General features: G+C 61.2%; 1 protein-coding gene. It reads left to right on the top strand.

Annotated elements, in window-relative coordinates; all coding sequences use genetic code 11:
- Positions 1–47 precede the first annotated feature (47 nt).
- Positions 48–1,139 carry an IS630 family transposase gene (locus ACJH6J_RS30490; RefSeq protein ID WP_036429724.1) on the top strand — a complete coding sequence of 364 codons (1,092 nt, stop codon included), beginning with the start codon at positions 48–50 and terminating at the stop codon, positions 1,137–1,139.

Below are 1,139 nucleotides of genomic sequence, written 5' to 3'. Positions count from 1 at the left end.
CTAGTGTCCTGCGCCGTAAATTAGTTGATTAATTGTAGAATTGGCGGGTGGGAACCAGGGGTAGGCCGGTAGTCGAGTTGGTGTTGACCGACGACGAACGTGAGACGTTGCAGCGGTGGGCCCGTCGATCGAAGTCCTCGCAGGCGTTGGCCCAACGTTGTCGGATCGTGTTGGGTTGCGCGGCAGGGAAATCCAACAAGGAAGTCGCCGCTGATGAAGGTGTGTGGCCGCAAACGGTCGGCAAATGGCGTGGACGGTTCCTGGAGGCGCGACTGGAGGGTCTGGCCGATGAGCCGCGTCCTGGTGCGCCGCGCAAGATCACCGACGAGGCGGTCGAGCAGCTGATCGTGGCCACGTTGGAGCGTCAACCCAAAGGCGCCACGCACTGGTCGCGGTCTTCGATGGCGGCTGAGACCGGGTTGTCGAAGTCAACGGTCGGACGGATCTGGAAGTCGTTCGGCCTCAAGCCGCATCAGGTGGACACCTTCAAGATCAGCAACGACCCGCAGTTCGTCGACAAGGTCCGTGACGTCGTGGGGTTGTATCTGGACCCGCCGGAGAAGGCACTGGTGCTCTGCGTCGATGAAAAATCGCAGATCCAGGCCTTGGATCGCAGCGCGCCGGTGCTGCCGATGATGCCCGGCATGCCCGAGCGCCGCACCCATGACTACGTGCGGCACGGAATCACCACCTTGTTCGCCGCCCTGGATGTGGCCACCGGCGAGGTCTACGGCTCGATTCACCGCCGGCACCGCGCGATCGAGTTCAAGAAGTTCTTGACCAAGTTGGACAACACCGTGCCCGCTGACCTGGACGTCCATCTGATCTGCGACAACTACTCGACGCACAAATCGCCGACAGTAACCAAATGGCTTGCCGCCCATCCCCGATTCCACATGCACTTCACCCCGACCTACTCGTCGTGGCTCAACCAGGTCGAGCGGTGGTTCGGGTTACTCACCGACCAGAAACTGCGCCGCGGCGTTCACCGCTCAATTCAGGCCCTCGAGAAGGACATTCGCGAGTGGATCGCAGACTGGAACGACAACCCCCGCCCGTTCAACTGGACCAAGACCGCCGACGAGATCTTCGAACGACTCGGTTCATATCTTCAACGAATTCCCGGCGCAGGACACTAG

The organism is Mycobacterium sp. SMC-18 (assembly GCF_045310895.1).
In the GTDB taxonomy this organism is placed as follows: Bacteria; Actinomycetota; Actinomycetes; order Mycobacteriales; family Mycobacteriaceae; genus Mycobacterium.
The sequence above is the reverse complement of the archived record's forward strand: the minus strand, read 5'-3'. Positions and strand labels throughout refer to the sequence as shown.